The organism is Oleiagrimonas soli (assembly GCF_000761445.1).
Lineage (GTDB): Bacteria > Pseudomonadota > Gammaproteobacteria > Xanthomonadales > Rhodanobacteraceae > Oleiagrimonas > Oleiagrimonas soli.
Genome location: NZ_KN196470.1, coordinates 2,449,462 through 2,476,445, shown reverse-complemented (window position 1 = coordinate 2,476,445; position 26,984 = coordinate 2,449,462). Strand labels below are relative to the sequence as shown.

Sequence of the window (26,984 nt, the reverse complement as noted above, 5' to 3'; positions counted from 1 at the left end):
GAGTGAAGCGCGCGATTATACGGGAAAATTAGCCGAAGCGATATGAACGGCAGCCTTCCGGCGGGGCGTCGTCGTTGGGCGCGAATGACCGGTCGGGACACGGCCGCCGTTGCAACGACCGTGTCCGCAAGCTTCACTGGATCAGGTTGACCTGATCGGCCGCGGTGTACCAGAGCAGGCCATAGTGGCCGTAGGGATAGGTCAGGCTGCCGTCCTCGCCCCAGATCGACGAGGTGTGCACGCCGTAGACCAGGCAGGTGCCGGTGGAGCAGTTGATCTCGTCGGACCACGACTTGATCGAGTAGACCTTGTCGCCGAAGCGTCGGCCGTACAGATCGTTGAGGAACGGACTGTTGACCGACAGCCCCCACGAACCGCAGGTGGCGTTCCACACGTTGTACGGATACATGCCGCACGACCACAGACCGCGGAAGGCACCGGCGATGCCGACGAAGGTGTCGACGTAGGGACGCGCGCCCAGCTTGACGATCTCGTGCGCGGCCAGCGTCGCACCCATCGAGTGACCGATGACGTCGATCTTGCCGGTGCACGAGGCGGCGATGGCGTCGACGATGGCGTTGGCGACCGGCGTCTCCTCCGATCCGTTGTGGTCGTTGCAGGCGGCGCAGGTCTTGCTGCCCCAGTTCGGCGTGAAGATCTGCGAGGCGCTGTAGCCGCGCGACAGCAGTTCCTGGCGGGTGTTGTCGAAGTCCGAGGGCGATCCGGTGTTGCCGTGCACCAGCACCACGTTGTCGTGGCAGGCCGCGTGCAGCACCCCCAGCGGAGCCAGCAGAAGCAGGGCCGCGAGGCCCAGGATCAGGCGTTTGACGTGCATGATGGTTCCTCCCTTGCGTTGCCGAGATGTCCCCGCGTCCCCCGATGCGGGGTCGATACAGCCGTGCATGTGGTGCGCCGGAACCGGTGCGCGCAGCCTTGCGATCCCTGTCCGTGCCCGCGTGCCTGCGGTTTCCTGTGGACGTGCGACCGGCTCCGGCACGAGCGTCACGGAGGCTGTGCGCCTCCCTGATGCGCGGGCGATGGATCGCGTCCTCGTGCCGTATTCCGTGCGACTCCGTCGCGCCACGCGTCGGAGTGCGATGCGTCGGCCCGGCACGTCGCGGGTATCGCCGCCTTTTCGTTTCGCTGCGCGCCGCCGTGCACGGGTCTAGACCAGCCCGGTCAGGTAGTACAGGGCGATCACCACGAACACGGCCAGCGTCTTGATGACGGTGATGGCGAAGATGTCCTTGTAGGACTGACGATGGGTCAGGCCGGTGACCGCCAGCAGGGTGATGACCGCGCCGTTGTGCGGCAGCGTGTCCATGCCGCCGGAAGCCATCGCCGCGACGCGGTGGAAGACCTCCAGCGGAATGCCCGCGGCATGCGCGTTGGCGACGAAGGTGTCGGCCATCGCGCCGAGCGCGATGCTCATGCCGCCCGAGGCCGAGCCGGTGACACCGGCCAGGGCGGTCACGGTCACGGCTTCGTTGACCAGCGGGTTGGGAATCGCGTGTAGCGCGTCGGCGACCACGCGGAAGCCGGGCAGGGCGGCGATCACCGCGCCGAAGCCGTATTCGGAGGCGGTGTTCATCGACGCCAGCAGCGCGCCGCCGACCGCGGCCTTGCTGCCGTCGGCGAAGCGCTGCTTCACCGGCCGCCAGGCGAACGCGAGCACGCACAGAATGCCGACCAGCAGCGCGCCTTCCACGGCCCAGATGCCGGCCACGCGCGACACCTGCTGCACCACCGGTTCGGCCTTGCCGACCACGGCGGGCGCGAACGACGTGGACTCGCCGTACAGCCGCGGGATCATGTCGGTGAATACCTTGTTGGTCACGCCCACCAGCACCAGCGGCAGGACGGCGATGACCGGGTTGGCCAGCTTGCCGCCTTGGAACGGGGCCGGCTCGTTGACCAGGTTCTCGCCGTAGCCTTCGCCGGCGCGCGCGGCCTTGCGGCGACGCCATTCCAGGTAGCTCATGCCGACGACGAGGATGAACACGCCTCCCAGCGTGCCCAGCCATGGCGCAGCCCAGGCGGTGGTGCCGAAGAAGCTGGTCGGAATGATGTTCTGGATCTGCGGCGTGCCCGGCAGCGAATCCATGGTGAAGGTGAACGCGCCCAGCGCGATGGTGCCGGGGATCAGGCGCTTGGGAATGTCGGACTGGCGGAACAGTTCGGCCGCGAACGGGTACACCGCGAACACCACCACGAACAGCGACACGCCGCCGTAGGTCAGCAGCGCGCACACCAGCACGATCGACAGCATCGCGCGGCCGCGGCCGAGCAGGCCGATGGTGGCGGCGACGATGGATTTGGAGAAACCCGACAGCTCGATCAGCTTGCCGAACACCGCGCCGAGCATGAACACGGGGAAGTAGAGTTTCAGGAAGCCGACCATCTTGGCCATGAACAGGCCGGTGAACATCGGCGCGACCAGCGACGGATCGGTCAGCAGCACCGCGCCCAGCGCGGCGATCGGCGCGAACAGGATCACGCTGTGCCCGCGATAGGCCGCGAACATCAGGAAGGCCAGCGCTGCCAGCACGATCACGAAACTCATGCGTTTTCCCCCACTCGTGGAGGTTCCGAGTATCGGCATGCGCTGCCGTGCGTCCCACTGGACCAAAGTACAAGTGTGACGCCAGGGGCTTGCCGATAGCCTCGTTGCACGCTGTCCTAGAGACATTCTTGCGGGGGAAAACATGAAACGTCAGATCCTTTGTGTGGCCATCGCCGCCGCCTTCGGCACGCCGCTGTGCGTGCAGGCCGCGCAGCCGTCCGTCGCGCGCGATGCCGCGCCGGTGATGCAGAACGCGCCCGCCGGCGCGCAGGGCAAGCCCGAGACCGAAGCGCAGAAGAAGCGCGCCGAGGCCACCGAGTTGCAGACCGTCACGGTCACCGCGCGCCGCCGCAGCGAGAATCTGGAGAAGGTGCCGGTCGCGGTCAGCGCTTTCAGCGCGGACGACCTCAAGGATCTGCAGGCCAACAACATCGACGGCCTGCAGGGCGCGGTGCCGGGCCTGAACATCGTGCAGGGGCGCGGTTCGTCGTCGTCGGTGAACGTGTTCATCCGCGGCATCGGTCAGCCGGATGCCTTGCAGACCTTCGATCCGGGCGTCGGCATGTACGTCGACGACGTGTACTACTCGCGCATCCAGGGCGCGTTGTTCGACCTGTTCGACGTCGATCACGTCGAGGTTTTGCGCGGACCGCAGGGCACGCTATACGGCAAGAATTCCACCGGCGGCGCGATCAAGATCATCACCAAGCAGCCCAGCCAGACGCCGGGCGGTTCGGTCGAGGTGAAGGTCGGCAGCTTCGGTCGCCGGCAGGGGCAGTTCTACTTCACCGGTCCGCTCAGCGACACGCTGGCGGGCAGTCTGGCCGGCATCTACACCAAGAGCGACGGCTTCGTCACCGACCCGACCACCGGACGCAAGTACAACAACGACGACACCAAGGCGGTGCGCGGCAAGTTGCGCTGGGCGCCGAGCGAAAGCTTCGACGCGACCCTGGCGCTGGATTACACCAAGCAGGACACCGCACTGACCCTGGGCCAGCCGACCGCGCCGCTGTACGCCACCGATCTGCTGCTGGGTCCGGTGCTGCTGTACACGCCGCCGGGCGGCAAGTACGACTTCCACTCGCAGACGTCGTTCGGTCCGGGCAAGGGACAGAAGCTCGAACACAAGGGCGCGGCGCTGCACATGAACTGGAAGTTGTCCGGCGACTGGAACCTGAAGAGCATCACCGCCTACCGCAAGCTCGACAGCCATTCGTACATCGACATCGACGCCTCGCAGTTCCAGCTCGGCGACGTGCTGGTCGACTTCCACCAGAAGCAGTTCAGCCAGGAACTGCAGCTGCAGTACAACAACGGCGACAACCTGGAAGCGGTCTACGGCCTGTACTACCTGGACGAGAAAGTGCCGTCGCACCAGGAAGCCTACGCCAACGACTTCATCCGTTTCGGCGGGCTGCCGATCGACTTCCTGCGCACCATCGACGACGATCTGCAGAACAAGAGCTACGCCGGTTTCGCGCACGTGAACTGGACCTTCGCGCCGACCTGGACGCTGGCCGCGGGCGTGCGCTACACCAAGGAAACCAAGCACTACTGGCGCACCACCAGCGCCTTCTTCGGCGCGCCGCTGCAGGCCTTCAGCGCGGATCCGCAGGCGGTGATCGATCACGCCAGCAAGTCGTGGAGCGCGGTCACGCCGTCGCTCAGCCTGCAGAAGCAGTTCACTCCGCAGGTGATGGGCTACATCTCGGCCAACCGCGGCTTCAAGTCGGGCGGCTTCAACGGCCGTGCCAACGATCCCAACGAAGCGGCCGATCCGGTGTTCAATCCGGAGTACGTGTGGACCTACGAAATGGGTCTGAAGATGCGCTCGGCGGACAACCGTCTGCAGGGCAACCTGGCGGCCTATCGTTCCAACTACAGCGACTTCCAGGCGCGCGTGTCCGACGTGGTCAACCCCGGCTCGCTGACGCCGAGCTTCGACTTCCCGGTGCTCAACGCCGCCAAGCTGCGCATCCAGGGTCTGGAATTCGAGGGCACCGCGCTGGTCGGCGACGGCACGCGGCTGTCCACGCAGCTGGCCTGGATGGACGCCAAGTACGAGAAGTTCGACGACCACCGCCTCAACCCGAGCGATCCGCTGTACGACCCGGACCTGCACAAGCATGTGCCGTTCTCGCCGAAATTCACCGCGCGGGTGGCGGTGACGCAGACCTTCGGCCTGTCCAGCGGCGCCGCGCTGACCTTCGGCGCCGACGCCTCCTATCGCAGCGACACCTGGCTCAGCGTCGACAACCGTCCGGGCCTGATGCAAAAGGCCTACACGGTGACCGGCCTGTTCGGCGTGTACGACTCGGCGGACGGCAACTGGCAGTGGCGCGCCGGCGTGCGCAACCTGGGCGACAAGGTCTACAAGACCGACGCGCAGGAATTCTCCAGCGTCGGCAACATCCAGACCGCCTACTACGCGATGCCGCGCAACTGGTACCTCAGCGCGCGCTACAACTTCTGAGGCCAAGCGCGCGGACGTTTCACGGTCTCTCCCCGGAAAACGTCCGCAGCGGGCGCTCGGCAAGGATCGGCCGAGCGCCCGCAGGCTGCGTAGACTTCACGCGTGACCACCATCCGGCGCACTGCAGGATATGTTCAGATGACTTCCATGACGATTCGCGCCGCCTGGGCGCTGTGCCTGCCGCTGTTGCTTGCCGCCTGCGTGCGTGCGCCCGAGGACCGATTGCCCTCGTTGAAGGTCGATCCGGCGCGCGTCGAGGTGGCCGGACTCTCCGCCGGCGCGTACATGGCCACGCAATCGCATCTGGCCTGGCCGGACATCTTCTCCGGCGCCGCGCTGGTGGCCGGCGGCCCCTGGGGCTGCGCCGGCGGACAGCTGACGACGGCGCTCGGCACCTGCATGAAGGGCACGCCGGCGCCCGACGTCGACGCCCTGGTGACGCAGGCGCGCGAGGCCTCGGCGGCCGGTCGTCTCGGCCCGCTGGACGCGTTGGCGCGTTCGCGCGTCTACGTGCTGCACGGCAAGGACGACACGCGCGTGGCCGCGAACGTCAGTCAGGCGGCCGCGACGTTCTACGACACGCTGCGGGCGAAGATGCCGGCGCTGGCGTCGATGCAGGTGACCTGGGACGGCGATCGCGATTTCGGCCACAACCTGCCGGTGGCGGCGTCCGGCGACGACTGCCGCACGTCGGTCGCGCCGTACCTTGGACACTGCGGTTTCGACGCCGCCGGCGCGATCTTCAAACAGCTGTACGGACCGGCGCCGATGCCGGCGAAGGCCGCAACGGGCGAGTTGCGCAGCTTCGACCAGAACCGGCTGCGTCCGGACGGGCGCGACGCGTTCCTGGCCGACACCGGCTACGCCTACGTGCCGAAAGCCTGCATGGACGGCGCGGCCTGCGGCGTGCTGGTGGTCTTCCACGGCTGCAAGCAGAACGTGGAGTCGGTCGGCGAAGCCTTCGTGCGCGAGGCCGGTTTCAATCGCTGGGCCGACGCGTATCACGTGGCCGTGCTGTATCCGCAGACGCGCGCCAGCTTCGCGCCGCTCAATCCGCAAGCCTGCTGGGACTGGTGGGGTTACTCGGGCGCGCACTACGACACCCGCGAGGGCGTGCAGCAGCAGTGGTTGCTGCGGGCGCTGGCCGCGCTCGGCGTGCCGCAGGCGCGCGTCGATCTGAAACAGCCGTAGGCCGCGCCGGCGCGTTTGGTTATGCTCGGGCGTCAGGCTGTCGTCGCGATCTGAGCGAGCGGCGGCCGGGGGACCTCATGCAACGCGCAAGCGAGCGGACAATCCGGCCATGCTGAGTTCCGGCGTCATCATCGCCGCCGGTCTGGTCTGGCTCGGGCTGCTGTTCGGCGTCGCGCTGTACGGCGAGCGCCATCCGCGCGTGTTGCAGAACCGCTGGGCCATCGTCTACGCGCTGTCGCTGGCGATCCACTGCACCTCCTGGACCTTCTACGGCACGGTGACGCAGGCCAGCCGATCCGGCTGGTGGCTGCCGCCGACCTTCGTCGGCGCGATCCTGCTGTACGCCTTCGGCGCCGCGGTGCTGATGCGCCTGGTGCGACTGGCGCGCGACTACAACGCCGGTTCGCTGGCCGACCTCATCGCCGCGCGGCTGGGCCGGCACTCGGGACTGGCCGCGCTGGTCACGGCGGTGATGCTGATCGGCATCGTGCCCTACATTGCGCTGCAGCTGAAGGCGGTGGCGATGAGCTACGGCGTGCTCAGCCGCGACCGCTACGAGGGCATGCCGCCGTGGCAGGACAGTGCGCTCTACGTGGCGCTGATCATGGCGCTGTTCGCGATGCTGTTCGGCACCCGCCGCGCCGCCGCCACCGAGCACAACCGCGGCCTGGTGCTGGCGATGGCCTTCGAGTCGTTGTTCAAGCTCGGCGCGATGCTGGCGCTGGGCGCGATGCTGCTGATGCCGATGCACGGCCTGCCGACGCTGCCGCCGGCGCAGACGACGGTGCCGCACGACACCAACGGGTTCCCGGCCTTGATCCTGCTCGGCGCGCTGGCCATGTTCACGCTGCCGCACCAGTTCCATGCCGGCGTGGTCGAGTGCCGCGATGCGCGTCACGTGAACACGGCACGCTGGTTGTTTCCGCTGTACCTGTGCCTGATCGCCGCGCCGATCCTGCCGCTGGCGCGGCTGGGCGACGCCTGGCTGGGGCCGGCCGGCGTGTCGTCGGACCTGTACGTGCTGGCGCTGCCGCTGGCGCAGCAGCAGAACGGGCTGGCGCTGCTGGCCTTTTTGGGCGGCCTGAGCGCGGCGACCAGCATGGTGGTGGTGGCGACGCTGGCGCTGAGTCTGATGGTGGCCAACCACTTCGTCGCGCCGCTGCTGGTGCGCGCGGGCTGGGGCCGCGGCGAACAGGGCGATCTGCGCCGCGAGGTGCTGACGCAGCGGCGTCTGGCGATCCTCGCCATCGTGCTGCTGGCCTGGGGCTACAGCCGCGTGCTGGCCGGCAACGACGCGCTGGCCGACATCGGCGCGATCTCGTTCTCGGCGCTGGCCGAACTGGCGCCGGCGACGCTGGTGGCGATCTACCGCCCGCAGCTCGGCGCGCGCGCGGTCGGCGCGGGCCTGCTGGTGGGCACGCTGGTGTGGCTGTACGCGCTGCTGCCGGCGCTGTTCACGCCGCAACCGGGCTGGGTGCATGCCGGGCCGTTCGGCATCGAATGGCTGGCGCCGCAGCACCTGTTCGGGCTGTCCGGATGGAGCGGGCTGGGCCGTGCGGTGGTGCTGAGTCTGCTCGCCAATATCGCCGCGATCTTTCTGGTAGCGCGGTCGCGTTTCGGGCGCGCGCGGCCGGCGTCCGCGGGCGGTGGCGTGCCGCTGCACGAGTTGCGCGCGCTGTCGGCGCGGTTCCTGCCAACGTCCGACGTCGAGCGCCTGTTCCGCGATGCGCCCGACCGCGTGCTGGCCGAGCCGCCGCGCGTGGCCGCGGTCGAGCACGAACTGGCGGCGGTGATCGGCGCGGCTTCGGCGCGCTTGCTGCTGGACGTGATGCGGCATCAGGGCAGCGAGGATCTGGACACGGTCGCCGCCATCGTCGACGAGGCTTCGCAGGACCTGCGTTTCAACCAGCGTGTGCTATCGGCGGCACTGGCCAACATGAGCCAGGGCATCTGCGTGGTCGATGCGGAGCTGCGCGTGGTGGCGTGGAATCAGCCGTACGCGGATTTGTTCGAGTATCCCGACGGCCTGCTCGAAGTCGGGCGTCCCGTGCTCGAGCTGATGCGCCACAACATCGCCGCCGGCCTGATCGGCGAGGGCGAGGTCGAAGCGCGTTGCCAGCGCCGGCTGGCGCACATGCGCGCCGGCACGCCGCATCTGTCCGAACGGCATCTGCACGACGGCCGCGCCATCGAGATCCGTGGCAACCCGATGCCGGGCGGCGGCTACGTGGCGACCTTCACCGACGTCACCGACTTCCGCACCGCCGAGCGCGAACTGAAACGCAGCAACGAGACGCTGGAACTGCGCGTGGCCGAGCGCACGCATGCCCTAGCGCAGGCCAGCGAGGCCGCGCAGCGCGCCAACGAGGCCAAGACCCACTTTCTGGCTGCGGTCAGCCACGATCTGCTGCAGCCGCTGCACGCCGCGCAGCTGTTCGCGCACACGCTGGAAGAGCGTCTGGGCGAAACGCACCGCGACACCGCGCGGCATCTGCAGGGCGCGCTGGACGCCACCGAGCATCTGCTGGCCGGACTGCTCGACATCGCGCGGCTGGAAGGCGGGCGCCTGGTGGCGCGCCCGCGGCCGTTCGCGCTGGCCGACGTGCTCGATCCGCTGGCGGCCGAGTTCCAGGCGCTGGCCGCCGAGCGCGGCATTCGTCTGCGCGTGGTGCGCACGGCGCTGTGGGCGCAGTCGGACCCGCAACTGCTGCGGCGCGTGCTGCAGAACTTCCTCGCCAACGCGCTGCGCTACGCGCGCCGCGGCCGGGTGCTGCTGGGCTGCCGTCGCCGCGAGGGCGAGCTGGCGCTGGAAGTGTGGGACACCGGTCCCGGCATCGAGCGCGCCGAGCAGGCCCTGATCTTCCAGGAGTTCCGCCGCGGCAGCGCCGCCAGCGGGCAGGGGCTCGGCCTCGGGCTGGCCATCGCCGAACGCATGGCCGGGTTGCTGGGGCACCGGCTGACGCTGCGTTCCTGGCCCGGCTCCGGCAGCGTGTTCGGCGTGCGGTTGCCGCAGGCCGAGCCGGGGCCGGTCACCCCGCGCGCGAGCGCGGGACCCACGATCGAATCGCTGCCGGCCGGCAAGGCGCTGGTGGTCGACAACGAGCCGGACGTGCTGACCGCGATGCGCGCCGTGCTGGGCCAGTGGGGCTGGAACGTGCACGGCGCGGGTACGCTGGAGCAGGCGCTGGCGGCGCCATGGTCGCCCGACCTGCTGCTGCTCGACTACCACCTCGATGGCGGCGTGACCGGTCTCGACGTGCTTGAGGCGCTGCGCGTGCGCTTCGGCGCCACACCGGCCATCGTGCTGACCGCCGACCGCGATCCCGGGCTGCGTCAGCAGGTGCTGGAGGCGGGCGCGACGATGCTCTACAAACCGCTGAAGCCGCTGGCGTTGCGGCAGGTACTCAAGCATCTGATGGCGGCCGCCGAGCCGCAGGGGCGTGCGCGCGCCTGAATCGAATGCGCGCTAGTCGGCGTGCGCCGGATCGGCGAGGTCCAGCGAACGCAGCAGCACGCCGGCCTGGGTGCGGTTGCGCACTTCCAGCTTCTCGAAGATGGCTGTCGCGTGCGCTTTCACGGTGCGCTCCTGGATGCCCAGGCGGTCGGCTATCTGCTTGTTGAGCAGCCCCTCGGCGAGCAGGCCGAGCACGCGGTACTGCTGTTCGGTCAGGCGCGCCAGGCGCGCGGCGAGTTCGCTGTCGGACGGATCGCTGGGGGTGGCCGCGACGCTGTCGCTCAGATGCGGCGGCACCCATTGGCCGCAGTCGAGCACGGTGCGGATGGCGTTGGCGATCTGCTCGGGATCGGCGCTCTTGGAGATGAAGCCGGACGCGCCGTGGTCCAGCGCGCGGCGGATCACGCGCGGTTCGTCGTGCGCCGACACCACCAGCACCGCGACCGCCGGATGCTGGCCGCGCAGCGCCGCCAGTCCGGACAGGCCGCGACTGCCGGGCATGTGCAGGTCCAGCAGCACCAGGTCGGTGTCCGGCTCGTCGGTCAGCGCGCTGAGCGTGGTCGGCAAGTCGGGCGCTTCGTGGATGTCGCCGTCGGGCAGCGCGTGCAGCGCCGCCTGGCGCAGCGCGGCGCGGAACAGCGGATGGTCGTCGGCGATCAGCAGGCGCGGCATGCGAGGGATTCGGTACGGACGTCGAACACCGAGCCTACTGCGCGGTCCAGCCGCCGTCGACGACCAGCGTCTGCCCGGTGATGTTGCGCGCAGCCGGCGACATCAGGAACGCCGTGATCCCGGCCAGCTCCTCGATGCTGATGAACACGCCCTTGGGCATCGGCTTGAGCATGATCTCGCTGACCACCTGCTCTTCGCTGAGACCGTTCTCGCGCGCCTGCGCGGCGATCTGCTTGTCGACCAGCGGCGTATGCACGTAGGCCGGACAGACGGTATTGATGGTGATGTCGGTGTCCGCGGTTTCCAGCGCCATCACCTTGGAGAAGCCGAGCAGGCCGTGCTTGGCGGCGACGTAGGCGCTCTTGTAGCGCGAGGCCACCAGCGAATGCACCGAGCCGATGTTGACGATGCGGCCGTGGCCGCGTTCGCGCATGCCCGGCAGCAGCGCGCGGGTGATGCGGGCGACGCCGGTCAGCATCACCTGGATCAGCAGGTCCCACTTCGGCATCGGAAATTCTTCCAGCCGCGACACGTGCTGGAGGCCGGCGTTGTTGACCAGCACGTCGACCGGCGCGGGCAGGGCGGCGAGCAGGGTATCGACGCTGTCGTCGCGGCTGACGTCCAGCGCCAGGGCGTCGGCCCGACCGCCGTCGGCGCGGATCTGCGCCGCGATCTTGCCGGCGGCCTCCGCGTCGAGATCGGTGGCGAGCACATGATGGCCGGCGGCCGCCAGCGTCGTGGCGAGGCCGGCGCCGATGCCGCTGCCGGCGCCGGTGATCAGGATGGTGGACATGCAGCTACCTCGGGCAATGCGCAGGATGCGCCCAGCCTAGCGCTCCGGGGGCGACCCGGCATGTGGACTTTCGTACCATGGTCAGGAACGGATTTGCGGCTAGGCTGACAGCATGTCGAAGTTTGCCCGCTACCTCTGCACCGCCGCCGTGGCCGCCGTGACGGCCTGCGGGGCGCCGACGACTCCCAGCGAGGACGCCATGTCCGTCGACTTTCTCTCCGGACCGGTGCGCGTCACCGAACATCGCGGCAGCGACGACCTGCTTTCGGCCGGTCTCGGCCTGAAGGGGCTGGCCGGCGCGCCGACGCCGTTCGCCGATGCCGACGCACCCACGCCCGAGGCATTGCGCCGACGCGCCATCCAGACGAGCTGGAAGGGCATCGCCGATCTCGGTCCGCTGGGCGGCTACGGGCGCGCCTACGGCGGCGTGCCGGACGTGCCCGGTCGCGAATACACGGCGTTCGCGCGCGTGCCCGGCGCGCATGCCCCGCATCGCGTGCTGCTGCAGGCGCCGGACGCCTTCGACGCCAACGCGCGTTGCCTGATCGTCACCGCATCCTCGGGTTCGCGCGGCGTGTACGGCGCGATCTCCCTGGCCGGCGCGTTCGGTCTGCCGCGCGGCTGCGCCGTCGCCTACACCGACAAGGGCACGGGTTCGGGCTATTTCGACACCGCCACCGGTACCGGCGTGGCGCTGGACGGCACGCGCGCCAGGGCCGGCGATGCGCCGCTGGAATTCGAGCCGCGCGAATACGACGCCGGCGCCGGTGTCGCGGTCAAGCACATGCATTCCGGCGACAACCCCGAAGCCGACTGGGGCCGCGACGTACTACAAGCAGCGCGCTTCGGCCTGGCGATGATGGACCGCGCCTATCCCGACCAGGCGCCGTTCACACCGCAGAACACGCGCATCATCGCGGCCGGCCTGTCCAACGGCGGCGGCGCGGTGCTGCAAGCGGCCGGGCTGGATCACGACGGCCTGCTGGACGCGGTGATGGCGATGGAGCCGAACGTGCACGTGGCCGGACACGGTCGCGCGCTGTACGACTACGCCACCGAAGCGGCGCTGTGGATGCCGTGCGCGTTGACGGATGCCCGTTTCGACGACGCGCCACTGGCGCGCACCGAAGGCAAGCCGCCGGCGCACTGGCTGGCGCGTTGCGCGAGCCTGCACGCGCGCGGCGAGCTCCAGTCCGACACACCGGCCGGGCAGGCCGCCGAGGCGCTGGCGCACCTGCATGCGCAGGGCTGGACCGATGCCGTGCTGGCGACCGCCGCCAGCACCACGGTCTTCGACTCCTGGCGCAGCGTGGCGGCCGGCTATGCCTCGGCCTACCTGCGGCGCGGCGTCGGTCGCATGCCGTGCGGCTTCCGTTACGAGGCGATGGACGCCCAGGGCCAGCCCGTCGCGGCGGACGATGCAACCCGCGCCGCCTGGTGGGCCGACGCGTCGGGCATTCCGCCGGGCGCGGGCGTGGGCCTGTTCGGCAGGGTCGACGCGTCATCGGACCCGACGCTGGCCGGACTGGATTGCCTGCGCGCGCTGTGGACTGGCGAGGACACGGATGCCGCGACCCTGCATGCCTCGGTGGACGCGCTGGCCGCGCAGTTGCCGCGCAAGGATCTGCCGATCTCGGTCGTGCACGGCGCCGACGACGGCCTGATCCCGACCGCCTTCACGTCCGAGCCGTACGTGGGCTGGCTGCGCGCCGAGGGGCGCTCGCCTCGTTACTGGAAGGTGCCGCATGCCCAACATTTCGACGCCTTCCTGGCCCTGCCGGCCTTCGGCGCGGCGCATGTGCCGCTGATGCCGTACGGCTACGCCGCGATGGACGCGCTCTACCGTCACGTGGTCGGCGGCGAGCCCCTGGCCGACGCACCCACGCCGCAACCGAAGGCACGGGGCGCGCAGGCACTCACCCGCGAAGGATTGGACCTGTCGCCCTGAGTCCCGAGCAAGGGCGGTATAATCCGACGTTTCGTTCTCCACGACCGGACACCGCCCATGAGCATCACCGCCACCCTGCACACCAGCCGCGGCCCGATCCGCATCCGCCTGCACGACGACAAGACGCCGCTGACCACGGCCAATTTCGTCAACCTGGCCAAGCGCGGGTTCTACGACGGCCTGAACTTCCACCGCGTGATCCCCGACTTCATGATCCAGGGCGGTTGCCCCGAGGGCAGCGGTCGCGGCGGTCCGGGTTACCGCTTCGAGGACGAGTTCGACGCCAGCCTGCGTCACGACAAGCCGGGCGTGCTGTCGATGGCCAACGCCGGTCCGGGCACCAACGGCAGCCAGTTCTTCGTCACCCACGGCGCGACGCCGTGGCTGGACGGCAAGCACAGCGTGTTCGGCGAAGTCGTCGACAGCAGCGATCAGGCCGTGGTCGACGCGGTGCTGCAGGGCGACGCCATCGAGAAAGTCACCCTGGAAGGCGACGTCGACGCGCTGCTGGACAAGATGAGCGAGCGCGTGGCCGACTGGAGCGCGGTGCTCGACGCGCGCGGCTGAGCGCGGCTAATCCGCGACATGAAAAAGGGCGGCCCGCGGGTCGCCCTTTTTCGTTGCACGCGAAGACGCGCGCTAGGTCTTCTTCGCCACCAGTCGATACAGGAACAGCAGGATGATCGCGCCGACCACGCCGGCGATGAAGCCGCTGAGTCCGCCGCCGACCATGATGCCGAGCTTCGCGGCCAGCCAGTCGCCCACGAACATGCCGGCGATGCCGAGAATGGCGGTGATGATGAACCCGCCCGGATCTTTGCCGGGCATGAGCAGCTTGGCGACGATGCCGATCACCAGGCCGACCAGAAACAACCATATCCAATGCATGTACGTTCTCCCGTCGATGGGTCAGTGACACGCTGATACGTGCGTCCACGGATGCGGACGCCCCATTATGCACGGGCGGTCTGCATACGTATGCAGGACCACGGTGGCGATGGATGGGGCTACCGTGGGCAAAATGTGTGCTGCGCGCTGGCGGGAGGGTCCGCGTGTGGCATAGACTCGGAAAACGTTTACATAAAAACCACGGGGAGACTGCTCGATGAACGCAACCGTCGCGGCGCCGCAAGGCCGCAAGACCACGTTCACCTATTTGCTGGCCGCCTTGGCCGGCCTCATGTTCGGCCTCGACATCGGCGTGATTTCCGGCGCCGAACAGTTCATCCAGACCGAATTCCACATCAGCGACAACTACATCGAGTGGATCGTCAGCATCATGATGTGGGGCGCGGCCACCGGCGCCGCGGGGGCCGGCTGGCTTTCCTCGTCGTTGGGTCGCCGGCGCACGCTCATCATCAGCGCGGCGCTGTTCGTGATCGGTTCCGTGCTGTGCGCGTTCGCGTGGTCGCCCGCGTTTCTGCTGGTGGCGCGCTTCCTGCTCGGCATCGCGATCGGCGTGGCGGCGTTCACCGCGCCCCTGTACCTGGCCGAGGTCGCGCCGCAGGAGACGCGCGGCGCGATGATCTCGATGTATCAGCTGATGATCACCATCGGCATCCTCGGCGCGTTCCTGTCCAACCTGTGGTTTAGCCAGCATGGCGAGTGGCGCTGGATGCTGGGCGTGATCGCCATTCCGGGCGCGTTGTTCCTGATCGGCGTGCTGCGTCTGCCGGAAAGTCCGCGCTGGCTGGTCATGCGCGGTCGTTCCGAGGAGGCGCGCGATGTGCTGCATCACCTGCGTTCGGACGAGGCCGCGGTCGACCGCGAGGTCACGGACATCCAGGAGCAGCTGAAGATTCCGCAGCGCGGCTGGCACATGTTCCTGCAGAACCGCAATTTCCGCCGCTCGGTCGGTCTGGGCGTCCTGTTGCAGGTCGTGCAGCAGCTGACCGGCATCAACGTGATCATGTACTACGCACCGCGCATCTTCATGCACGTGGGTTTCGGCGTAAACGCGCAGATGTGGGCCACCGTGATCGTCGGCGTGACCAACGTGCTGGCCACCTTCATCGCCATCGCCTTCGTCGACCGCATCGGTCGCAAGCCGATCCTGTACGCCGGGTTCCTGGTGATGGCCGCCGGGCTGGGCGCGGTCGGCACGATGATGAACATGGGCACGCTGACGCAGGGCGAGCAGATCTTCACGGTCTGCATGCTGCTGGTGTTCATCGTCGGTTTCGCCATGTCGGCCGGTCCGCTGGTGTGGGCGATCTGCTCGGAGATCCAGCCGCTGAAGGGCCGCGACTTCGGCATCGGCGTGTCGACCCTGACCAACTGGGTCGCCAACGCCATCGTCGGTCTGACCTTCCTCAGCCTGCTCAACGGCATCGGCGCGGCACAGACCTTCTGGCTGTACGGCGGCCTGAACATCCTGTTCCTTCTGTTCACCATCTGGTTCGTGCCCGAGACCAAGGGCGTCAGCCTGGAGCAGATCGAGCGCAACCTGATGGCCGGCAAGCCGCTGCGCCGCATCGGCAGCTGATCGTCCGCACGCCTTGCCGGGCGGTGAGGCGTGCGTGCGACATCCGAAGGGCGCCAGCAACGGCGCCCTTCGCTTATGCCCTCCTGGCGGTTCGGGGCCGGCGACCGTGTGATAAAATTGCCGCTTTCCCCATCCCGCCCGCGTGAGGATTCCATGCCCAAGCTTGCCCAGCGCATGAGTCGCGCCAAGCCCAGCGCGATCATGCTGATCGCCGAGAAGGCCCGTCAGCTCAAGGCCGAAGGCCGCGACATCATCAGTTTCTCGATCGGCGTGCCGAACTTCCTGCCCGGCCCGCACGTGTATCAGGCCGTGCGCGACTGGCTGGACAAGGACTCGGGCCAGTACGGCTCCAACCGCGGCAGCAAGCCGCTGCTGGACGCCTTTCTGGAGCACATGAAGGGCAGCGGCATGGACGGCTACACCGCCGAGAACTGCGCGGTGGCGGTCGGCGCCAAGCACATCCTCTACAACCTGGCCGAGGCGCTGCTGGACGACGGCGACGAGATCGCCTTCCCGACGCCGTACTGGACCAGCTACCTGGACATCGCCGAGATCCTCGGTGCCAAGGTGAAGCTGCTGCCGTGCCCGCCGGAGCAGCACTACAAGCTGACCCCGGCGCAGCTCGACGAGGCGCTGGCCAGCAAGCCGAAGATCTTCCTGTTCAACAACCCGTCCAACCCGACGGGCATGGTCTACACCAAGGACGAGATCGCCGCGCTGGCCGAGGTGCTGGTCAAGCATCCGGACACCTGGATCATCACCGACGACATCTACAACCGCATGGTGTTCGACGGCGTCGGCTACCACAACTTCGTGCATGTCCGTCCGGAACTGCGCGAGCGCGTGATCTTCGTCGACTCGATGTCCAAGACCTACGGCATGCCCGGCTGGCGCATCGGCATGATGGCCGGTCCGAAGGACGTGGCCAAGGCCGTGGTGACCTTGAACTCCAACCACATCACCAACATCCCCGAGGTCGCCTCGGTGGCCGCGGCGGCCGCGCTGTCCGGTCCGCAGGACGTGCCGACCGAGAAGTGCGCCGAGTTCGCCCAGCGCCGCGATCTGGTGGTCGATGCGCTCAACAGCATCGAGGGCGTCGAGTGCCCGCGTCCGCAGGGCGCGTTCTACGCCTTCCCGGACATCTCCTGCGCGTTCGGCAAGAGCCACAACGGCAAGCGTCTGGAGAACGACGTCGACGTCTGCACCGCGCTGCTGGAAGCCAAGGGCGTGGCCTGCGTACCGGGCTCGGCCTTCGGCGAGCCGCGCGGTCTGCGTATCTCCTACACCTGTCCGGCCGAGCAGCTGGAGCCGGGCATGCAGCGCATCCGCGAGTTCTTCGCCGAGCTGTCCTGATTTTCACGGTCGCGGAACGGCTCGGTTCCGCGACCGACTCTCGCATTTCCCTGTTCAACGGAGTACCGACATGAAAGCACCCGTTCGAGTTGCCGTCACCGGCGCCGCCGGCCAGATCGGCTACGCGCTGCTGTTCCGCATCGCCGCCGGCGACATGCTGGGCAAGGACCAGCCGGTCATCCTGCACCTGCTCGAGATCACCCCGGCCCTGGATGCGCTCAAGGGCGTGGTGATGGAACTGAACGACTGCGCGTTCCCGTTGCTGGCCGACGTCGTCGCCACCGACGACGCCAACGTCGCCTTCAAGGACGTCGACTACGCGTTGCTGGTCGGCGCGCGTCCGCGCGGCGCCGGCATGGAGCGCAAGGACCTGCTGGAAGCCAACGGTAAGATCTTCGGGCCGCAGGGCAAGGCGCTGAACGACCACGCCAAGCGCGACGTCAAGGTGCTGGTGGTCGGCAACCCGGCCAACACCAACGCGCTGATCGCGCAGCAGAGCGCGCCGGACCTGGATCCGAAGTGCTTCACCGCGATGGTGCGCCTGGACCACAACCGCGCCATGAGCCAGCTGGCCGAGAAGACCGGCAAGCACAACACCGACATCAAGAAGATGATCATCTGGGGCAACCACAGCTCCACGCAGTACCCGGACATCCATCACGCCACCGTCGACGGCACGGCTGCCACCGATCTGGTCGATCAGGCCTGGTACGAGAGCGACTTCATTCCGACCGTGCAGCAGCGCGGCGCGGCGATCATCAAGGCGCGCGGCGCGTCGTCGGCCGCCTCGGCCGCCTCGGCCGCCATCGACCACATGCGTTCGTGGGCGCTGGGCACCGACGAGGGCAACTGGGTCTCGATGGGCATCCCGTCGGACGGCTCCTACGGCATCGAGCCGGGCGTGATCTACGGCTACCCGGTGACCTGCAAGGACGGCAAGTACGCCATCGTGCAGGGTCTGGAGATCAACGACTTCTCGCGTGCCCGCATGGACGCCACCGAGCAGGAACTGCGCGAAGAGCGCAGCGCCGTCGAGGGTCTGTTCGCCAAGTAAGCGCGAGCGAGATGCGGTATGGGAGAAGGCGGCCCTGTGCCGCCTTCTCTGTATCTGCAGCCTACGTGAAAGATTTTCGCCTGCATGCCGGTCATCATCCAATGATGTCCACGCCATTGCCCGCCTGCAGGAAAACGCCCATGCTGGACACGTTCCCACAGACCCACGCCGCGCGCGCCGCGGCACGACTTCACGGAGAAGCAACGATCATGAAACGCATGATGATGTGCATGGCCGCCTCGCTGGCGCTGGTCGCCTTGCCCGCGCTGGCCGCGCTACCCGACGGCGCCAAGGCGCCGCTGTTCACCGCCAAGGCTTCGCTCGGCGGCAAGGTGTACAGCTACTCGCTGGCCAAGGCGCTGAAGAAGGGCCCGGTGGTGGTCTACTTCTACCCGGCGGCCTTCACGCCCGGCTGCACCATCGAGGCGCACGACTTCGCCGAGGCCATGCCGAAGTACAAGGCGCTGGGCGCCAGCGTGATCGGCGTGTCGCACGACCCGATCGCCAAGCTGCAGAAGTTTTCGGTCAGCGAGTGCCGCAGCAAGTTCCCGGTGGCCTCCGATGACGACGGCGCCATCATGAAGGACTACGACTCGGTGCTGCCGAGTCACGCCGAATACGCCAACCGCACCTCCTACGTGATCGCGCCGGACGGTACGGTGATCTACAGCTACACCGCCATGAATCCGGACAAGCACGTCGCCAACACGCTGGAAGCCATCCGTGACTGGCGCAAGAAGCACGCGATGTGATCGCCGGCGTGCGGCGCACGTTTCGCGACTCGACGGGGCGGCTTCGGTCGCCCCGTTTCGTTGGGCGGGCAGGGCAACAGGGCGGGCATGCATCGTTTTCGGCGGCGGGCGCGTATATGCAATAGGTCGCCGTGTCCGGCGAGCGCTTCATCGCATCGAGGAGATCCAACGCATGAAACACGGAATTTCGTTGTTCGTGGCCGTCGTTCTGGCCGGTTTTGTGGGCACGGCGTCCGCTGCGCTGCCGGTCGGCGGCAAGGCGCCGATGTTCACCGCGCAGGCGTCGCTGGGCGGCTCGGTCTACACCTACGTGCTGGCCGACGCGCTGAAGAAGGGTCCGGTGGTGGTCTATTTCTATCCGGCGGCGTTCACCAAGGGCTGCACCATCGAGGCGCACGACTTCGCCGAGGCCACGCCCCAGTATCAGGCGCTGGGTGCGACGGTGATCGGCGTGTCGCGCGACGACATCGGCACGCTGAAGAAATTCTCGGTCAGCGAGTGCCGCAGCAAGTTCCCGGTGGCCGCCGATACGGACGGCAGCATCACGCGTTCCTATGACGCGGTGATGCCGATCGTGCACAAGTACGCGCGCCGCGTGTCCTACGTGATCGCCCCGGACGGCACGGTGATCTACGAGTACACCGACCTCAACCCGGATCACCACGTCGCCAACACGCTGAAGGCGCTGCAGGCCTGGCGCAGCGCGCATCCGCAATGAGATCGGGGCAGCGTCGTCCGGCTTGCACCTGAGCCGTTGCGCGGGCGGTTCGTGTCCGTCCGCGCCGCCTGGACTACAATAGGGGGCTGCAATCGCCCCTGATGGAGTCCACGCATGAGTTCTGATGCTTCGGCCGGCGCGCGTTTCCGCGCGGCCCTGAATGCCGAAAATCCGCTGCAGGTCGTCGGCGCGATCACCGCCTACGCCGGCCTGATGGCCAAGCGCGTTGGCTACAAGGCGCTGTACCTGTCCGGTGGCGGTGTGGCCGCCAACTCGCTGGGCATGCCGGACCTGGGCATCAGCACGATGGAAGACGTGCTGACCGACGCCCGTCGCATCGTCGAGGCCACGCAGCTGCCGCTGCTGGTCGATATCGATACCGGCTGGGGTGGCGCCTTCAACATCGCTCGCACAATCCGTTCCTTCGAGCGCGTCGGCGTGGCTGCCGTGCACATGGAGGATCAGGTCGGGCAGAAGCGCTGCGGTCATCGTCCCGGCAAGGAAGTGGTGCCGACGGCGGAAATGGTCGACCGCGTGAAGGCGGCCGTCGACGGCCGTACCGATCCCGCTTTCGTCATCATGGCGCGCACCGACGCCGCTGCCAACGAGGGCATCGACGCCGCCATCGAGCGCGCCGTGGCCTACGTCGAGGCCGGCGCCGACATGATCTTCCCCGAGGCCATGAAGACGCTGGACGACTACCGCAAGTTCAAGGCGGCGGTGAAGGTGCCGATCCTGGCCAACCTGACCGAGTTCGGTTCCACGCCGTTCTTCACCGTCGACGAACTGCGCGACGCCAACGTCGATATCGCGCTGTACTGCTGCGGCGCCTACCGCGCCATGAACAAGGCTGCGCTGAACGTCTACGAGACGATCCGCCGCGACGGCACGCAGAAGGCCGCGGTGCCGACCATGCAGACGCGCGAGGAGCTGTACGATTTCCTCGGCTATCACGAGTACGAGAACAAGCTCGACGCGCTGTTCGCCGAAGGCAACGACTGAATCACGCGACGGACGCCGGCCGCGCGCGGGCGTCCTCCACGACTCACGGAAAACACGAGGTTCCCAGCATGAGCGAGAACACCCAGCAGACCCTGCCCAAGGCCAAGAAATCCGTGGCGCTGTCCGGCGTCACCGCCGGCAACACCGCCGTGTGCACGGTCGGCCGCAGCGGCAACGACCTGCATTACCGCGGCTACGACATCAAGGACCTGGCGACCAAGTCCACCTTCGAGGAAGTCGCGCACCTGCTGATCCACGGTCATCTGCCGACCTGGTCCGAGCTCAACGCCTACCGCGCCAAGCTCAAGCGCATGCGCGGCCTGCCGCAGCAGGTCAAGGGCGTGCTCGAGCGCCTGCCGGCCGCGACCCATCCGATGGACGTGCTGCGCACCGGCTGCTCGGCGCTGGGCACGGTACTGCCGGAGAAGGACGACCACAGCATCAGCGGCGCGCGCGACATCGCCGACCGTCTGATCGCCAGTTTCGGTTCGATGCTGCTGTACTGGTATCACTTCCGCCAGAACGGCAAGCCGATCGAGACCGAGACCGACGACGACACCATCGCCGGCCACTTCCTGCATCTGCTGCACGGCGAGCCGCCCAGCGAGTCGCACGTCAACGCGCTGGACAAGTCGCTGATCCTGTACGCCGAGCACGAGTTCAACGCCTCGACTTTCACGGCGCGCGTGATCGCCGGCACCGGTTCGGATATCTACTCGTCGATCACCGGTGCCATCGGCGCGCTGCGCGGTCCCAAGCATGGCGGTGCCAATGAAGTGGCGATGGAGATCATCGCCCGCTACCGCGACGCCGATCAGGCCGAGGCCGACATCCGCGAGCGCGTGGCCAACAAGGAAATCGTGATCGGCTTCGGTCACCCGGTGTACACCATCGGCGATCCGCGCAATCCGATCATCAAGGAGATCAGCCGCAAGCTGTGCCAGGAAGGCGGCAACATGCGTCTGTTCGAAATCTCCGAGCGCATCGAGAACGTGATGATGGAACTGAAGAAGATGTTCCCGAATCTCGACTGGTACAGCGCCTCGGCGTATCACATGATGGGCGTGCCCACGGCCATGTTCACGCCGCTGTTCGTGATCGCCCGCACCACCGGCTGGAGCGCGCACGTGATGGAACAGCGCGAGGACAAGAAGATCATCCGTCCCAGCGCCAACTACGTCGGTCCGGAGGATCGGGCGTACACTCCGATCGAGAAGCGCTGAACCCGCGCAGGCGGCCCGCGAGGTGCGGGCCGCCGTCCGGCCACGGAGACGCACGATGCAGGGCACCGTATGATCACGTCGGCGATCGCACCGATCCTGCGCACGGTGCCGCACAGCGATACCTATGCCCACTGGGGCGTGAACTTTGCCGTCGCCGGCGCCACGGCAGTGGTGGTCGCGCTCTGCGTGCTGCTGCACTACGAGGGGCTGACGTTGCTTTCGCGCAGCCTCTCGCGCCTGCATGCGCATGCACGCCGTGGCGTGCTGCGCGGCATCTTCGGCGTGCTGCTGCTGCACGTGCTGGAGATCTGGGTGTTCGGTCTGGCGTTGTTCGCGCTGCTGCTGATCGATCCCCGCTTCGGCCAGATTCACGGCATTCCGCCGGAATCGATCTTCGATCACGTGTACTTTTCCGCGGTCACCTACTCGACGGTCGGCTTCGGCGACGTCATTCCCACCGGGCCGATCCGCTTCCTGGTCGGCACCGAGGCATTGACCGGCTTCGTGCTGATCACCTGGTCGGCCTCGTTCACCTACCTGGTGATGGAACGCTACTGGAAGCGCGCCTAGCCGCTCGCCGTCGCATGCGTGGCGAGCGGTCGCATGCGCAGCGTCAGGTCAGTCCTTCCTGCTCCAGTGCGCGACGCACGCTGGCGTCCTCGCCCATGCGCTCGAACCAGGCTCGCAGATGCCGCAGGCCGTCCAGATCGACTTCCTTGGCGTGGGTCCAACGCGTGATCGCGAACAGATAGGGATCGACGACGGAACGCGGACCAGCCAGCCATTCGTGCGTCGACAGTTGTGCATCCGCGCGCTCGAAGAGCCGGCGCAGCGTGGCGCGCGCGTGCGTCTGCGTGCGCTCGACGACGGCGTCGTCTTCCAGATAGCGCGTGCTTCCGAACAGCGGTTTGAACGCCGGGTGCACATCGGCATTGAGAAACCCCAGCCAGCGATTGATCTCGGCCCGTGCGCGCGGCGTGCCGTCGCCGCCGAGTCCGACTTCGGGGAAAGCGTCGGTGAGGTAATTCAGAATCGCGGCGTTCTGCGTCAGCGCCCAACCGTCGACTTCCAGCACGGGCACGGCGCCCGCGGGATTGAGGGCGAGGTAGGCGTCGGACTTGAGATCGTCGCGGCCCATCTTCTGCGCCAGGTAGGGTCGGCCGATCCATTCGAGGACGATGTGACTGGCGAGGGAGCAGGCGCCGGGGAGGTAATACAGCTTCATGAGCGACTCGGGCAGGGAAGTCCTGATCCCATAAACATAGCGCCAATCCGCCCATGGCCGGACATGCGCGTTCAGCGCGCGGTCGGGCGGATGAATCCCTTCTGATGACGGCGGCACTGCATGCGTCGTGACCGCACGGCTTTTCGCTAGGATCGATATGGCGGATGCCGTGTGCGCATCGGGCGGGCGTCCGCGCTTTCCGAAGCAAGAAAGGACGTGTCACATGCACCGCCAACCTCATATCTTTCATGGTTCCTGTCTGCTGCTCGTTGCAGGTTTGCTTGTCAGCGGCACGGTCGCGGCCCAGCATTCGCCCGCGCTCGATCGAGCCAGCATCTGGATCGGTGCGTACGACTCTGGCAGCGACACCACGCTGCGCGCCAGCAACCGCGACGGCAGTGCCTACGGTGACGTCAACCTCGAGGACGACCTCGGCTTCAGCAAGCGTGCCTGGTCGCCCCGTCTGCGCGCGGACGTGTTGATCGGCGACAGTCAGGGATTCTCGTTCGACTACTACCGCTACCGGCGCGAACGCAGCAAGACGCTGAGCGACAGCATCACCTATGAGGGCAACACCTACGAGGCGCAGGCCAGCGTGCGCGGCAAGCTCGGTTTCGATTTTGGCAGTGCGGCCTACCGCTGGTGGATCGGTCACGGCAACGATGTCTTCGGCATCGGCCTGGGCGCGGGCTATTACCGCGTGGATGCCTCGATTCGCGGGCAGGCCTCGGTCAACGGACAGACGGCGCAGGCCGAGTCGTCGACCGACGAAAGCGCCTGGGCGCCGCTGTTGCAGCTGGGCTGGCGGCATGCCTTCAACGACCGTTGGCGCATGTATCTCAACGCCTCGGGCGTGAAGAAGAATGGCGGAAATCTCTACGGTCACATCTATAACGCCGCGCTCGGCGTGCAGTGGTTTGCCACCAAGCACTTCGGGATCAGCGCCGAATACGACATCAACCGCATCCGGCTGCATCAGCGGCACGACGCCTACAACGACAGCCTCGATCTGAAGCTCGACGGCCCGTCGGTATTCGCGACTTTCCGCTTCTGAACGCGCTTCAGAGCCTTGCCGCGAGACGCGTACCCTGGTCGATGGCGCGCTTGGCGTCGAGTTCGGCGGCGACGTCCGCGCCACCGATGACGTGGGTGGCGATGCCGGCGGCGACGAGGGCGTCGGCCAGCGTGCGGTTCGGCTCCTGGCCCGCGCACACCACGACGTGATCGACGGCCAGCACGCGATCCTCGCCATCGACGCGCACGTGCAGACCGGCGTCGTCGATGCGCTGGTAGCTCACGCCGCCGAGCATGTGCACGCCTTTTTCCTTCAGCGTCGCGCGGTGCACCCAGCCGGTGGTCTTGTTCAGGCGTTTGCCCGGTCGGCCTTCGCTGCGCTGCAGCAGCCAGACTTCGCGCAGCGGCGCTTCCGGCGTGCGCGGCATCAGGCTGCCGGGCGTGCGCATCTGTTCGTCCACGCCCCATTCGGCGTTCCAGCGATGCACGTCGGTGGTGGGCGAGGGCACGTCCTGGGTGAGGAATTCGGCGACGTCGAAGCCGATGCCGCCGGCGCCGATGATCGCCACGCGCGGACCGACCTTCGCATCGTTGCGCAGCACGTCGATGTAGCCGAGCACCTTCGGATGATCCGCACCGGGCAGCGCCAGCGCGCGCGGCGTGACGCCGGTGGCGACGACCACGGCGTCGAAGTCGCGCAGAGCGTCGATGCCGGCCTCGCGGCCGAGACGCCGGGTGACCTTCGCGGCATCCAGACGCTGGTCGAAGTAGCGCAGCGTCTCGCGGAATTCTTCCTTGCCGGGAATGCGCTTGGCCATGTTGAACTGGCCGCCGATGGCGTCGGCGCGATCGAACAGCGTGACGGCGTGGCCGCGCTCGGCCAGCGTCGCGGCGCAGGCGAGTCCGGCCGGACCGGCGCCGACCACGGCGTAGTGGCGCGGCGTCGCGGCGGGCTCGATCTGCAGTTCGGTCTCGTGGCAGGCGCGCGGATTGACCAGACAGGAGGCGCGCTTGTTCTCGAACACGTGATCCAGGCAGGCCTGGTTGCAGGCGATGCAGGTGTTGATGGCGTCGCTGCGCGCCTCGCGCGCCTTCGCCACCCAGGTCGGGTCGGCCAGCAGCGGACGCGCCATCGAGACCATGTCGGCCTCGCTCGCGGCGAGGATGCGTTCGGCCACGTCCGGCATGTTGATGCGGTTGGTGGTGATCAGCGGCAGCGTCAGTTCCTGCTTCATGCGCGCCGTGACCCAGCTGAACGCACCGCGCGGCACGCTGGTGACGATGGTCGGCACGCGCGCCTCGTGCCAGCCGATGCCGGTGTTGATGAGCGTCGCGCCGGCCGCCTCGATGGCCTTCGCCAGGCGCACGATGTCGTTCCAGGACTGACCGCCCTCGACCAGGTCCAGCATCGACAGGCGGTAGATCAGGATGAAATCGGAACCGACGGCCTCGCGGATGCGGCGCACGATCTCGATGGGAAAGCGCATGCGTCGCTCGGCGTCGCCACCCCAGGCATCGGTGCGCTGGTTGGTGCGTTCGGCCAGGAACTGGTTGATCAGGTAGCCTTCCGAGCCCATCACCTCGACGCCGTCGTAGCCGGCCTTCTGGGCCAGCTTCGCGCTGCGCACGAAGTCGCCGATGGTGCGCTCGACGCCGCGTGCGGACAGGGCGCGCGGCGTGAACGGCGTGATCGGCGATTTCACTTTCGACGGCGCCACCGACAGCGGGTGATAGCCGTAGCGTCCGGCGTGCAAGATCTGCATGCAGATGCGCCCGCCTTCGTCGTGCACGGCGCGGGTGATCTTGCGGTGCCGCGCGACGTGCCAGGGCATCGACATGCGCCCGCCGAACGGTTTCAGCCAGCCGGCGATGCTGGGCGCGATGCCGCCGGTGACGATCAGGCCGACGCCGCCGCGCGCGCGCTCGGCGTAGAACGCGGCCAGCTTGTCGAAGTCCGCCGCGCGATCCTCCAGGCCGACGTGCATCGAGCCCATCAGCACGCGGTTGGGCAGGGTGCAGAAGCCCAGGTCGAGCGGGCGGAGCAGATGAGGGTAGGCGGTGGCGGTCATCGATGCGGCCAGGTCCAAACGATCGTTTGATTATGGCCGCGATGCGGGCGCGGGGCCAGCCCGCGCCCGGCTAGTCCGCCTTGGCGCGGTGCTCGCGGCGCTCGGCCCAGACGCCGAGGCCGCACACGCCGCCGACCAGTACGATGTCCAGCACCCAGCGCAGGCTGTCGTGGGCGTCGAACCAGGCGCGCAGCAGTTGCTCGTGGGTGATCATGCGCGCCGCGGTCCAGGCGATGGCGGCGGCGCCGACGTAGACGATCACCGGGAAGCGCTTGATCAGCCGCAGGATCAGGGTCGACCCCCACACCACCAGCGGCACGCTGATCAGCAGGCCGACGACGACCAGGCCGAGGTGCCCCTTGGAGGCGCCGGCGATGGCCAGCACGTTGTCCAACCCCATCAGCGCGTCGGCGACGATGATGGTACGCATGGCGGCGAGGAAGTTGTCGGCGACCTTGACGTGCGGGTCGTCGTTGTCGCCCTGGCGCAGCAGTTTCCAGGCGATCGGCAGCAGCACCAGACCACCGGCCAGCATCAGGCCCGGCACTTTCAGCAGATAGACCACGATGGCGGTCATCGCGATGCGCACGCCGATGGCGCCGGCCGTGCCCCACAGGATCGCCTTCTTCTGCAGGTGCGGCGGCAGATTGCGTGCGGCCAGGGCAATGACGATGGCGTTGTCGCCGGCCAGCACCAGGTCGATGAGGATGATGGCGATCAGGCCGGAGATCAGGTCGGGGGTCAGAAAATCCATGCAGGCTCCATTGCGCGTGGGACTCGTGCAGACGCCGGCAAACACGCGCGAAGCTTCGCCGACGGCCACAAAAGTCTTGCTCGCGGTCCGTGGACCGCCGCGACGACCGGGGCAGGTTTGCCCGTGATGACGATCGTCGCGCTTGGGAGCTACTCCCCTTTGATGCAACGATTGTCCGCAGCGCGGGACGTCGGCGTCAAGCGGCGCGGCCGGCGGATCGCGGTCCGGGCAGGGTACA

Annotated in this window: 22 protein-coding genes; 14 read left to right on the top strand and 8 right to left on the bottom strand. The window is 67.9% G+C overall.

The genetic code is table 11. From position 1 onward, the window contains the following. Window positions 1-133: 133 nt before the first annotated feature. Both LF63_RS10960 and LF63_RS10955 read right to left on the bottom strand, forming a co-directional pair. Complete coding sequence (locus LF63_RS10960; protein ID WP_043101751.1) at window positions 134-835, bottom strand: alpha/beta fold hydrolase; 702 nt, start codon at window positions 833-835, stop codon at window positions 134-136. 330 nt (window positions 836-1,165) lie between these two features. Next, window positions 1,166-2,563 (bottom strand): GntP family permease, encoded by a 1,398-nt coding sequence (locus tag LF63_RS10955; RefSeq protein WP_043101749.1) that lies wholly within the window; start codon window positions 2,561-2,563, stop codon window positions 1,166-1,168. A gap of 142 nt (window positions 2,564-2,705) precedes the next feature. On the opposite strand from LF63_RS10955, the gene LF63_RS10950 reads away from it, so the two are divergent. From LF63_RS10950 to LF63_RS10940, 3 genes are all read left to right on the top strand, one after another. Then, a complete protein-coding gene (locus LF63_RS10950) occupies window positions 2,706-5,039 on the top strand; it encodes a TonB-dependent receptor (protein ID WP_235205310.1) in 2,334 nt (777 codons plus the stop codon). A 138-nt stretch (window positions 5,040-5,177) separates the two neighbouring features. Next, window positions 5,178-6,230: an extracellular catalytic domain type 2 short-chain-length polyhydroxyalkanoate depolymerase gene (locus LF63_RS10945; protein WP_052394985.1), complete on the top strand. Its 1,053-nt coding sequence runs from the start codon at window positions 5,178-5,180 to the stop codon at window positions 6,228-6,230. Between the two features lie 109 nt (window positions 6,231-6,339). Further along, window positions 6,340-9,684 (top strand): hybrid sensor histidine kinase/response regulator, encoded by a 3,345-nt coding sequence (locus tag LF63_RS10940; protein WP_043101747.1) that lies wholly within the window; start codon window positions 6,340-6,342, stop codon window positions 9,682-9,684. 12 nt (window positions 9,685-9,696) lie between these two features. On the opposite strand, the gene LF63_RS10935 is transcribed toward LF63_RS10940, so the two are convergent. Together LF63_RS10935 and LF63_RS10930 are read right to left on the bottom strand one after the other, a co-directional pair. Continuing rightward, the gene (locus LF63_RS10935) at window positions 9,697-10,356 is read right to left on the bottom strand and encodes a response regulator transcription factor (RefSeq protein WP_043101744.1); all 660 of its coding nucleotides are present in this window, start codon (window positions 10,354-10,356) and stop codon (window positions 9,697-9,699) included. Between the two features lie 34 nt (window positions 10,357-10,390). Then, window positions 10,391-11,149, bottom strand: a complete 759-nt coding sequence (locus LF63_RS10930; RefSeq protein ID WP_043101742.1) for a 3-hydroxybutyrate dehydrogenase — start codon at window positions 11,147-11,149, stop codon at window positions 10,391-10,393. Between the two features lie 112 nt (window positions 11,150-11,261). On the opposite strand from LF63_RS10930, the gene LF63_RS10925 reads away from it, so the two are divergent. Next, window positions 11,262-13,097 carry a 3-hydroxybutyrate oligomer hydrolase family protein gene (locus tag LF63_RS10925; protein ID WP_081945190.1) on the top strand — a complete coding sequence of 612 codons (1,836 nt, stop codon included), beginning with the start codon at window positions 11,262-11,264 and terminating at the stop codon, window positions 13,095-13,097. A gap of 57 nt (window positions 13,098-13,154) precedes the next feature. Further along, on the top strand, window positions 13,155-13,664 hold the full coding sequence (locus LF63_RS10920) for a peptidylprolyl isomerase (RefSeq protein WP_043101737.1): 510 nt from the start codon (window positions 13,155-13,157) through the stop codon (window positions 13,662-13,664). A 72-nt stretch (window positions 13,665-13,736) separates the two neighbouring features. Here the strand turns inward: LF63_RS10920 and LF63_RS10915 are convergent, their stop codons facing one another. Continuing rightward, window positions 13,737-13,985, bottom strand: coding sequence for a GlsB/YeaQ/YmgE family stress response membrane protein (locus LF63_RS10915; protein ID WP_043101734.1), 249 nt, complete (start codon window positions 13,983-13,985; stop codon window positions 13,737-13,739). A 217-nt stretch (window positions 13,986-14,202) separates the two neighbouring features. Here LF63_RS10915 and LF63_RS10910 point away from each other — a divergent pair, with 217 nt between their 5' ends. The 8 genes from LF63_RS10910 (at window position 14,203) to LF63_RS10875 (ending at window position 22,254) form a co-directional block, all read left to right on the top strand. Then, window positions 14,203-15,582: a sugar porter family MFS transporter gene (locus LF63_RS10910; protein ID WP_043101732.1), complete on the top strand. Its 1,380-nt coding sequence runs from the start codon at window positions 14,203-14,205 to the stop codon at window positions 15,580-15,582. Between the two features lie 153 nt (window positions 15,583-15,735). After that, a complete protein-coding gene (locus LF63_RS10905; RefSeq protein ID WP_043101730.1) occupies window positions 15,736-16,935 on the top strand; it encodes a pyridoxal phosphate-dependent aminotransferase in 1,200 nt (399 codons plus the stop codon). 70 nt (window positions 16,936-17,005) lie between these two features. After that, a complete protein-coding gene (locus tag LF63_RS10900; protein WP_043101727.1) occupies window positions 17,006-17,989 on the top strand; it encodes a malate dehydrogenase in 984 nt (327 codons plus the stop codon). 209 nt (window positions 17,990-18,198) lie between these two features. Next, a complete protein-coding gene (locus tag LF63_RS10895) occupies window positions 18,199-18,741 on the top strand; it encodes a peroxiredoxin (protein WP_043103725.1) in 543 nt (180 codons plus the stop codon). A gap of 172 nt (window positions 18,742-18,913) precedes the next feature. Beyond that, a complete protein-coding gene (locus tag LF63_RS10890) occupies window positions 18,914-19,459 on the top strand; it encodes a peroxiredoxin (protein WP_043101725.1) in 546 nt (181 codons plus the stop codon). A gap of 114 nt (window positions 19,460-19,573) precedes the next feature. After that, on the top strand, window positions 19,574-20,461 hold the full coding sequence (gene prpB / locus LF63_RS10885; RefSeq protein ID WP_043101723.1) for a methylisocitrate lyase: 888 nt from the start codon (window positions 19,574-19,576) through the stop codon (window positions 20,459-20,461). 68 nt (window positions 20,462-20,529) lie between these two features. Next, entirely contained in the window at window positions 20,530-21,684 is a 1,155-nt protein-coding gene (gene prpC, locus LF63_RS10880; protein WP_043101720.1) for a bifunctional 2-methylcitrate synthase/citrate synthase, read from the top strand. A gap of 69 nt (window positions 21,685-21,753) precedes the next feature. Then, the gene (locus tag LF63_RS10875; protein WP_081945189.1) at window positions 21,754-22,254 is read left to right on the top strand and encodes a potassium channel family protein; all 501 of its coding nucleotides are present in this window, start codon (window positions 21,754-21,756) and stop codon (window positions 22,252-22,254) included. Between the two features lie 43 nt (window positions 22,255-22,297). Here the strand turns inward: LF63_RS10875 and LF63_RS10870 are convergent, their stop codons facing one another. Continuing rightward, on the bottom strand, window positions 22,298-22,909 hold the full coding sequence (locus tag LF63_RS10870) for a glutathione S-transferase family protein (RefSeq protein WP_043101718.1): 612 nt from the start codon (window positions 22,907-22,909) through the stop codon (window positions 22,298-22,300). Window positions 22,910-23,132: 223 nt separating this feature from the next. Between LF63_RS10870 and LF63_RS10865 the strand changes: the two genes are divergently transcribed. Beyond that, window positions 23,133-23,963 (top strand): porin family protein, encoded by an 831-nt coding sequence (locus LF63_RS10865; protein WP_235205309.1) that lies wholly within the window; start codon window positions 23,133-23,135, stop codon window positions 23,961-23,963. Between the two features lie 7 nt (window positions 23,964-23,970). Here LF63_RS10865 and LF63_RS10860 read toward each other — a convergent pair whose 3' ends face one another. Continuing rightward, window positions 23,971-25,992, bottom strand: coding sequence for an NADPH-dependent 2,4-dienoyl-CoA reductase (locus tag LF63_RS10860; RefSeq protein ID WP_184655011.1), 2,022 nt, complete (start codon window positions 25,990-25,992; stop codon window positions 23,971-23,973). A 70-nt stretch (window positions 25,993-26,062) separates the two neighbouring features. Beyond that, window positions 26,063-26,746 carry a TerC family protein gene (locus LF63_RS10855; RefSeq protein ID WP_043101716.1) on the bottom strand — a complete coding sequence of 228 codons (684 nt, stop codon included), beginning with the start codon at window positions 26,744-26,746 and terminating at the stop codon, window positions 26,063-26,065. Between the last annotated feature and the right edge of the window lie 238 nt (window positions 26,747-26,984).

Excerpts from the sequence above, each read along its gene's own strand:
- LF63_RS10960 (WP_043101751.1), bottom strand. The coding sequence starts at position 835 with ATGCACGTCAAACGCCTGATCCTGGGCCTCGCGGCCCTGCTTCTGCTG.
- LF63_RS10955 (WP_043101749.1), bottom strand. The coding sequence starts at position 2,563 with ATGAGTTTCGTGATCGTGCTGGCAGCGCTGGCCTTCCTGATGTTCGCG.
- LF63_RS10950 (WP_235205310.1), top strand. The coding sequence starts at position 2,706 with ATGAAACGTCAGATCCTTTGTGTGGCCATCGCCGCCGCCTTCGGCACG.
- LF63_RS10945 (WP_052394985.1), top strand. The coding sequence starts at position 5,178 with ATGACTTCCATGACGATTCGCGCCGCCTGGGCGCTGTGCCTGCCGCTG.
- LF63_RS10940 (WP_043101747.1), top strand. The coding sequence starts at position 6,340 with ATGCTGAGTTCCGGCGTCATCATCGCCGCCGGTCTGGTCTGGCTCGGG.
- LF63_RS10935 (WP_043101744.1), bottom strand. The coding sequence starts at position 10,356 with ATGCCGCGCCTGCTGATCGCCGACGACCATCCGCTGTTCCGCGCCGCG.
- LF63_RS10930 (WP_043101742.1), bottom strand. The coding sequence starts at position 11,149 with ATGTCCACCATCCTGATCACCGGCGCCGGCAGCGGCATCGGCGCCGGC.
- LF63_RS10925 (WP_081945190.1), top strand. The coding sequence starts at position 11,262 with ATGTCGAAGTTTGCCCGCTACCTCTGCACCGCCGCCGTGGCCGCCGTG.
- LF63_RS10920 (WP_043101737.1), top strand. The coding sequence starts at position 13,155 with ATGAGCATCACCGCCACCCTGCACACCAGCCGCGGCCCGATCCGCATC.
- LF63_RS10915 (WP_043101734.1), bottom strand. The coding sequence starts at position 13,985 with ATGCATTGGATATGGTTGTTTCTGGTCGGCCTGGTGATCGGCATCGTC.
- LF63_RS10910 (WP_043101732.1), top strand. The coding sequence starts at position 14,203 with ATGAACGCAACCGTCGCGGCGCCGCAAGGCCGCAAGACCACGTTCACC.
- LF63_RS10905 (WP_043101730.1), top strand. The coding sequence starts at position 15,736 with ATGCCCAAGCTTGCCCAGCGCATGAGTCGCGCCAAGCCCAGCGCGATC.
- LF63_RS10900 (WP_043101727.1), top strand. The coding sequence starts at position 17,006 with ATGAAAGCACCCGTTCGAGTTGCCGTCACCGGCGCCGCCGGCCAGATC.
- LF63_RS10895 (WP_043103725.1), top strand. The coding sequence starts at position 18,199 with ATGAAACGCATGATGATGTGCATGGCCGCCTCGCTGGCGCTGGTCGCC.
- LF63_RS10890 (WP_043101725.1), top strand. The coding sequence starts at position 18,914 with ATGAAACACGGAATTTCGTTGTTCGTGGCCGTCGTTCTGGCCGGTTTT.
- prpB (WP_043101723.1), top strand. The coding sequence starts at position 19,574 with ATGAGTTCTGATGCTTCGGCCGGCGCGCGTTTCCGCGCGGCCCTGAAT.
- prpC (WP_043101720.1), top strand. The coding sequence starts at position 20,530 with ATGAGCGAGAACACCCAGCAGACCCTGCCCAAGGCCAAGAAATCCGTG.
- LF63_RS10875 (WP_081945189.1), top strand. The coding sequence starts at position 21,754 with ATGATCACGTCGGCGATCGCACCGATCCTGCGCACGGTGCCGCACAGC.
- LF63_RS10870 (WP_043101718.1), bottom strand. The coding sequence starts at position 22,909 with ATGAAGCTGTATTACCTCCCCGGCGCCTGCTCCCTCGCCAGTCACATC.
- LF63_RS10865 (WP_235205309.1), top strand. The coding sequence starts at position 23,133 with ATGCACCGCCAACCTCATATCTTTCATGGTTCCTGTCTGCTGCTCGTT.
- LF63_RS10860 (WP_184655011.1), bottom strand. The coding sequence starts at position 25,992 with ATGACCGCCACCGCCTACCCTCATCTGCTCCGCCCGCTCGACCTGGGC.
- LF63_RS10855 (WP_043101716.1), bottom strand. The coding sequence starts at position 26,746 with ATGGATTTTCTGACCCCCGACCTGATCTCCGGCCTGATCGCCATCATC.